This is a genomic window from Nocardia sp. NPDC004722, assembly GCF_053601505.1.
On the sequence record NZ_JBSGBY010000457.1, the window covers coordinates 1 to 7,000 of the forward strand.

Here is a 7,000-nt window from a genome sequence, read left to right on the forward strand (position 1 = left end):
GATTGCGTGAATATCCGGGTAGGCTCGCGAACGGGGATCGGTCGAGGCAGACCGCGAAGAGAAAACAAAGTCGTACAGCAGGGATCCGACGTGGCCGTAACCATGACGCCCGAAGCACTACTGGCCGAACTCGAGCCGGTGGCGGAAGCGAATCTGAACCGGCATCTGTCGCTGGCCAAGGAATGGCATCCGCACGACTACGTGCCCTGGGACGAGGGCCGCAACTTCGCCGCCATGGACGGAATCGATTGGGAGCCGGGGCAATCCAGACTCGGCGAGGTGGCCCGCGCCGCCATGGTCACCAATCTGCTCACCGAGGACAACCTGCCCTCCTACCACCGGCTCATCTCCGACGCCTTCTCCCGCGACGGCGCGTGGCGCACCTGGGTGGACCGCTGGACCGCCGAAGAGAACCGGCACGGGATCGTGCTGCGCGACTATCTGGTCGTCACCCGCAGCGTCGATCCGGTGGCGCTCGAACACGCGCGGATGACCTGCATGTCACAGGGTGTCGACGATCCCACCGGCACCGGCGACCACGCCGTGCTGCACGGCGTCGCCTACGTGACCTTCCAGGAATTGGCCACTCGCGTCTCGCACCGCAATACCGGCAAGGCCTGCCAGGATCCCGTCGCCGACCGCATGCTCACCCGCATCGCCGCGGACGAGAACCTGCACATGGTCTTCTACCGCAATATCTGCGGCGCCACCCTCGACCTCGTCCCCGACGACGCCCTGGCCGCCATCAGCGCCGTCATCGAGAACTTCCGCATGCCCGGCGCGGGCATGCCGGACTTCCGGCGTAACAGCGTGCTCATCGCCAAACACGGCATCTACGATCTGCGCCAGCACCTGGACGAGGTCATCTGGCCGGTGCTGCGCAAATGGAATGTCTTCGAACGCACCGACTTCACCGCCCGCGGCGAGCGCCTCCGCGAGGGCTTGGCCGCCTTCCTCGAGAAGATGGCCAAGGACGTCGTGCGCTTCGAGGAACAACGCGACCGCGCCCTGGCCCGCGACGCCGCCCGCGCGGCCCGCTAGCCACTCGCCGAAATGTGAACAGCCACCGCGCTGTCCACACCCCCGCCCTTCTCACCCCGCCTCCCCCTCCCACCCCCGTTAGGGTGTGGACACAACGCTGAGTTGATCAAGCGACGTGGGGGAGAACATGACTGACATGCTGCGTGCCGACATCACGGCACTGCGCATCATGGCCGCGGGCATCCGCGCCGAGGCCGACACCATCGCGGCGGTCGACCCGATCGACCTCATCGCCACGGTGGCCCGCTCGATGCCCAATTCCGCCCTCGGCACGGCCGCCTCCACAGTCGGCGTCCCCATCCGCGGTGCCTTGCACCACCTCGCCGACCGCCTCCACAGCCTCGCCGACGCCACCGACCAGGCCACCACCACCTACGAAGACGCCGAACAAACCCTCGAGACTCAACTCGACGCCTACCTACACCCCACCGCCTGACCCTGCCCGAAGAGCAGACGGCGATCAGGCAGGGAATTAGCGACTGGTCGACGAGCGGGAGTTGTGGGGGACAGGTATGGGACGTGCGGGGGTGTCGCAGGTGCTCGGGTGGGCGCCCGAAGCCATCGGGGTCGCGGGTGCGGCGGTGGCGGAGGCCGATGAGGTGTGCGGTGGCGCGATGGTTCGGGTCGGGCGGCTGATCGAACGGGCGGCGGACGGATGGGTCGGGGCGGCGGGGGCCGCGGCCGCCTTGCATGCGATGGGGGATCGGCTGGTGGCCGACCATATGGGGACCGCGCTGCTGGACATTGCCGAGGCACTCGCGGAGGCCGTGGTGCTGGAGCGGGTGTGTGGGCTGGTGCGGGGGATCCTGGACGAGGCGCGGGACAACGGGTGCCGGGTTTCGGAGGAGGGGGAGGTGCAGGCGCCGCGGTCGGAGACCGGGAATCTGGCGCTGGACTTGATTTTTCAGGCGGGGTTCGAGGCCAAGGCGCGGGAATTGCGGGCGCGGCTGGTGCCCTTGCTGGAGAGCGCGGGTGAGGTGGACGAGCGGGCGGGGGCGCGGCTGCGCGCGGCGGTGGCCGCGCTCGCGGCACTCGCCGTCGACCCGGGCGGGGGTGGGCCGGATACGCGGGTCGCCGGATTTCTCGATGGGACCGCGCGGCTGCCGGAGGCTCCGAAGGCGCTGGGCGCGCTGTGGAATTCGCTGTCGCCCGCCGACCAGGACGCACTCTTCGAGGCCGATCCGCTGCTCGGTGCGCGCGACGGGCTGCCCGCGCTGGTCCGCGACCACTACAACCGGCGCGCGATACCGCGGCTGCGGGCGGTCGCCGCCGACGCGGAACGGTGGCTGCTCGAACGCCACCCCGACTGGGTTCGCGGCGAGAACCTGCCGACCACCGACGACGGCTGGATTCGGTTGCGGCAGTGGGAAGCCGAGCGCACACGGATACAGACGCGGCTCGCCGGGTATGCGGCGCTCACCGCGGCACTCGGCCCGGCCTCGCCCGAGCGCCTCCTGCTTGCCGTCGACGAGCGCGGCCACGGTGTGATCGCACTCAACAATCCGGATACCGCCGCCAATATCGCGACCTTCGTCCCCGGCACCGGCTCCCCGCTCACCGCGATCGGCGTGGGCCTGGAACGCTCGCGGGCCCTGCTCACCGCCGCGCAGCGCGCCGATCCCGCCGCCCGCACCTCGGTCATCGCGTGGTACGGCTACGACGCACCACCGGATCTGCCTGCGGCACTGGGGGATCGCCGGGCGCACGACGGCGCGCCCGCCCTGGACCGATTCGAGGCCGGACTGCGCGCCGCGCACCCGGGGATCGCCGCGCGCCACACCGTTCTCGGACACAGTTACGGGAGCACAGTCATCGGTGCGGCGGCGTCGGGAGCTAACTGTCTCGATGCCGACGCGGTGGTGTTCGTCGGCAGCCCCGGCGTCGATGTAGAAGACGTTTCGGAATTGCGATTGACGGGTATTCCTGCGGGCCGCAACGGTGCACATGTGTTTGCGACCGCCGACCCCGCGGATCCGGTACCGCGCGTCGGTCAGTTCGTGCACGGGACCGATCCCACCGATCGCGAATTTCGCGCAACAGTTTTCACATCTTCCGGGGCCACTATCGACCTTCCGGTCGTGCGTGCCTTGCCACTTGATGTGTTTGCCCACGGAAACTACTGGGAGCCTGGCAATCCAGGTCTGCGGACCCAGGGGGAAATCATTGCGGGCCGTGCGCCACGATGACTCGCCACGGGCCGTTCGTTGCGGCGTGATAGCCGTTACCGCTGGTTGCGGGTTTGTAGCGGAGACGCCCCTGTGAGTACCCTGGGCGGCCGACCAAACTGGTTTGAAACGGTTGGGTTCATGCTAGTGTTTCGTGAGTCGTGAGGTGGAAGTCGGAGACAAATGCGCACTGAGAACATCAATAGGAAGTTCAAACTGCATGACGAGCGCAGGATTGCCGCCCAACTTCCAGAGCAACTTCTTGGTTTGGATGTCGTCGGTTTTGGGAAGATAGAAGAGTTTCCGGGTGAGTTGCTGAACTCCTTCGGCGAATTCGCGAACGGTTCCGTTCCCCCACGCACCCGCATCTACCGCAATGCCCAGCCCAATCTCGTCGACGCGTGGCTGGCCGCCAGTGCCAGCCGTCGCCGCTGCCCGCCGGACAGCGTGCCCAGCAAGCGATTCCGGTCCAGGCCCGGCAGGCCGAGACCGTGCAAGGCGGCATCGACGCGCGCCGCGGCCTGATACCCGCCGCGTGCCTCGAAGCGCGCGGCCAGCGCGGTGTAGGCATCGAGGCGGCGACCCAGCGGGCCGGGCGCCGCCAATTCGGCTTCGGCCGTGCGCATTCGGTGCTCGAGGTCGCGAAGATCGCTCAGCGCCAGGTCGATCGCCGCACCGACGGTGGCCGTGGGCGGCAGTTCGAGGGTTTGCGCCAGGTAGCCGACGCCCCCGGGCGCCCGCACGATCAACTCGCCGCCGTCGGCCGCTTCGCGACCGGCGATGAGCCGCAACAACGTCGACTTGCCCGCACCGTTCTCGCCGATCACACCGACCTTCTCACCCGGGCGGATGGACAGGTCGATCGCGTCGAGCACGACGCGGCCGGGGTAGCTCTTGGTGACGGCGGACAGGGTGAGCTGGGATACAGCGGATTGGAGGGTAAGCACAGAGGTCTCCCATGTTTTCGGGGTGAATGAGGACTCGACGCGGAGCGAAGCTCAACGCGGCGAACTGATCACAAAAACAGGAAACCGATACCCATGAGGCTCGGAACATTAGCGGGCAAGTCGCGGAGGTGTCAACCATTTATTGCCCCACGCGAAACACGCTCCCGGCGTAGCGTTTACGTACCGAACAGCCTGGGAGCACAACATGGCGGACGCACCGGCACCCGAATCACCCGACGCGCAGGCATCCCAGGGCAAAGGACTGGCCGTCACCGCCTTCGCCGCCGCCGGGCTGGCCCTCCTGGTCCCCTGCCTGTTCGGTTGGGCCGGAATCCTTCTCGGCCTGGCCGCCAACCAGAAGGGCCACCCGCTGGGCAAGGTGGCGGTCTACACCTCGATCGCCACCATGCTCCTCGGATTCGTACTCTCGGCCTTGGCCCGCAAGTACCTGATGTAGCGAAACCCGCTGTCAGGCCAGCAGTTTGGTCTTCAGGGCGGCCACGTCGGCGTCGGTGAGCTTCAGGCCGTCGCGGACGTAGGTGTCGAAGTTGCCGTAGGTCCTGTTCACCTGGTCGAAGGCCGAGTCGAGGGCGGAGGAGGTGACGCCGTTCATCATGTCGCCGTCCTTGGCGCCTCGGTAGTAGTTCGACAGGAGGTAGTCGTAGTAGACGGTGTCCTTGTCGACGCCCAGGATCGTCAGCAGGACCGCGTTGGTCCAGCCGGTGCGGTCCTTGCCCGCGGTGCAGTGGAACAGCACGCCGCCGGGGTTGTCGGCGATGTCGCGCAGGACGTTCGCGAAGCCCTCGTTCGCGCCGGGGGCGGTGATGAAGGCGCGGTAGAGGTCGGTGCCAGCCGAGAGGGTGGAGGCCATTACCTGCGGCGGGGCCTGGCCGATGATGTCGTCGTGGTGCTCGGTCGCGCCGGCGGGGACCTTGTCGACGCCCATGAACTGCTGCTCGTAGGAGGTGCGCAGGTCGTGGACGGAGACCACGCCGAGGGAGGTGAGCTTGGCGAGGTCGGCGTCGGTGGCCTTGGACAGGTCGCCGGTGCGGAAGACCAGGCCGGTGCGGACGGTGTGGCCGTCGGCGGTCTTGTAGCCGCCCGCGTCGCGAGCGTTGAGGACGCCGGTGAGGCCGAGGGCGCGGTTGTCCGTGTTGACGATGACGTCGGAGGTGGCGGCAGGCGGATCGACGGCGAAGGCGGTCGCCGCCGAACCCAGGCTGGCGGACAGGGCGATGGTCACCACCGCGGCGGCTTGGACAGCACGAGTACGCAAGGTAAATCTCCTTCCGAGGACGAAAACCGAACCGGGACCGGTTTTCGTTGACCCTCGAAATTTATTACCTGTGGGGACCTTAAGAACCACCGGGGTAAACCCCAACTCTCGGGGGCTCTCAGGGGCAAGCCCCTGAAACCCCAAGAGCGGTCAGGCGTGCGCGGGCGCCTCGAAACGCGAGAGTGCAAGGAGACGGGAGATCGCGCGCAAGTACTTCTTGCGGTAGCCGCCGTCGAGCATCTCCTGGGTGAAGATCTGGTCCAGCTTCGCGCCCGACACGGTCACCGGGATGCCCGCGTCGTAGAGGCGGTCGGCCAGCACCACGATGCGCAGCGCCACGGCCTGATCGGTGACCGTGTGCACGTTCGAGATGTTCACCGACGTCACGCCGTTGATGAGCGCGCCGTAGCGCGACGGGTGCAGGGTGCTCAGGTGCTTGACCAGCTCGTCGAAGTCGTCGAGCGTGGAACCCGGTGTGTGCGCGGCCTTCTCGACCAGCGTCTCGTAGGAGGCGGGCTCCGGGGCGGGCGGCAGGTCGCGGTGGCGGTAGTCGGGGCCGTCCACGCGCACGGCCTCGAACAGCGCGCCCAGCTTCTTGATCTCGCGCAGGAAGTCCTGGGCGGCGAAGCGGCCCTCGCCCAGCTGGCCGGGCAGGGTGTTGGAGGTGGCCACGATGGAGACGCCGCGATCGGTCAGCTCGGTGAGCAGACGCGAGACCAGCATGGTGTCGCCCGGATCGTCGAGCTCGAACTCGTCGATGCACAGCACGCTGTTGGCCGACAGGCGCTCGACGGCATTGTTGAAGCCCAGCGCGCCAACCAGATTGGTGACCTCGCCGAAGGTGCCGAACGACTTCGGGTTGGGGACGCTGTGGAAGATCGACGCCAGCAGGTGGGTCTTGCCCACACCGAAGCCGCCGTCGAGGTACAGGCCGATGCCGTGCACCGGCTTCTTCTTGCCGAACAGGGACTTCTTGTCCGCGGCCTTGCGCAGCGCGGTCACCCGCTGGGCGAACTGCTCGGCCTTCTGGACGGCAGCGGCCTGCGAGGGTTCCTTCGGGTCCGGAATGTAGGAACCGAAGCTCACCTCGTCGAAGGTGGGCGGCGGCACCATCTGGGCCACGAGCTGGTCTGCCGGAACCTCCGGGTGGCGATCGACGAGGCGTTGTTGCACAGCGGAAGCCTAGAGGCGTGATGGGATAGGTCCTTATGCAGCGTATGCCGAATGCGATTCAGCTCACAGATCTCACCCGCGACGACCTGGTCGAGCTGTACGCGTATCCGGTAGAGGCAAGTGTCCCGTACGTGCGTGTCAACTTCGTGACCAGCATCGACGGGGCGGTCAGCGTGGACGGGCGCTCCGGCGGGCTGGGCACGCCCGCCGACCACACGGTGTTCGGGCTGCTGCGCGATCTCGCCGATGTGATCCTGGTCGGGGCGGGCACCGCGCGGGCGGAGAACTACGGTGCGGCACACACCGATTCGGAGCTGCGGCGGCGACTGCACCGGGAAGGGCGGGGCGGTGACGCGCAGGGCACGCCGCCGCGCATCGCGGTCGTCACCGCCCACGCC

The 7,000-nt window shown here is 67.9% G+C and carries 7 protein-coding genes and 1 pseudogene; 5 read left to right on the top strand and 3 right to left on the bottom strand.

Going from position 1 to position 7,000, the window contains the following annotated elements:
- The first annotated feature begins 102 nt into the window (after positions 1 to 102).
- The 3 genes from ACWELQ_RS33105 (at position 103) to ACWELQ_RS33115 (ending at position 3,227) form a co-directional block, all read left to right on the top strand.
- A complete protein-coding gene (locus tag ACWELQ_RS33105; protein WP_452400977.1) occupies positions 103 to 1,041 on the top strand; it encodes an acyl-ACP desaturase in 939 nt (312 codons plus the stop codon).
- 127 nt (positions 1,042 to 1,168) lie between these two features.
- The gene (locus ACWELQ_RS33110; RefSeq protein ID WP_452400971.1) at positions 1,169 to 1,477 is read left to right on the top strand and encodes a hypothetical protein; all 309 of its coding nucleotides are present in this window, start codon (positions 1,169 to 1,171) and stop codon (positions 1,475 to 1,477) included.
- 76 nt (positions 1,478 to 1,553) lie between these two features.
- Positions 1,554 to 3,227 carry an alpha/beta hydrolase gene (locus ACWELQ_RS33115; RefSeq protein WP_452400972.1) on the top strand — a complete coding sequence of 558 codons (1,674 nt, stop codon included), beginning with the start codon at positions 1,554 to 1,556 and terminating at the stop codon, positions 3,225 to 3,227.
- Between the two features lie 371 nt (positions 3,228 to 3,598).
- Here ACWELQ_RS33115 and ACWELQ_RS33120 read toward each other — a convergent pair.
- Positions 3,599 to 4,153, bottom strand: a pseudogene (locus ACWELQ_RS33120) (ATP-binding cassette domain-containing protein); the annotation flags it as partial.
- A 205-nt stretch (positions 4,154 to 4,358) separates the two neighbouring features.
- On the opposite strand from ACWELQ_RS33120, the gene ACWELQ_RS33125 reads away from it, so the two are divergent.
- Positions 4,359 to 4,610, top strand: coding sequence for a hypothetical protein (locus ACWELQ_RS33125; protein WP_452400973.1), 252 nt, complete (start codon positions 4,359 to 4,361; stop codon positions 4,608 to 4,610).
- A gap of 12 nt (positions 4,611 to 4,622) precedes the next feature.
- On the opposite strand, the gene ACWELQ_RS33130 is transcribed toward ACWELQ_RS33125, so the two are convergent.
- Both ACWELQ_RS33130 and zapE read right to left on the bottom strand, forming a co-directional pair.
- Positions 4,623 to 5,429 carry a tyrosine-protein phosphatase gene (locus ACWELQ_RS33130; RefSeq protein WP_452400974.1) on the bottom strand — a complete coding sequence of 269 codons (807 nt, stop codon included), beginning with the start codon at positions 5,427 to 5,429 and terminating at the stop codon, positions 4,623 to 4,625.
- Positions 5,430 to 5,579: 150 nt separating this feature from the next.
- Positions 5,580 to 6,602 carry a cell division protein ZapE gene (gene zapE, locus ACWELQ_RS33135; protein ID WP_452400975.1) on the bottom strand — a complete coding sequence of 341 codons (1,023 nt, stop codon included), beginning with the start codon at positions 6,600 to 6,602 and terminating at the stop codon, positions 5,580 to 5,582.
- A 35-nt stretch (positions 6,603 to 6,637) separates the two neighbouring features.
- On the opposite strand from zapE, the gene ACWELQ_RS33140 reads away from it, so the two are divergent.
- The coding region (locus ACWELQ_RS33140; protein ID WP_452400976.1) for a dihydrofolate reductase family protein at positions 6,638 to 7,000 on the top strand (363 nt) is incomplete at its 3' end.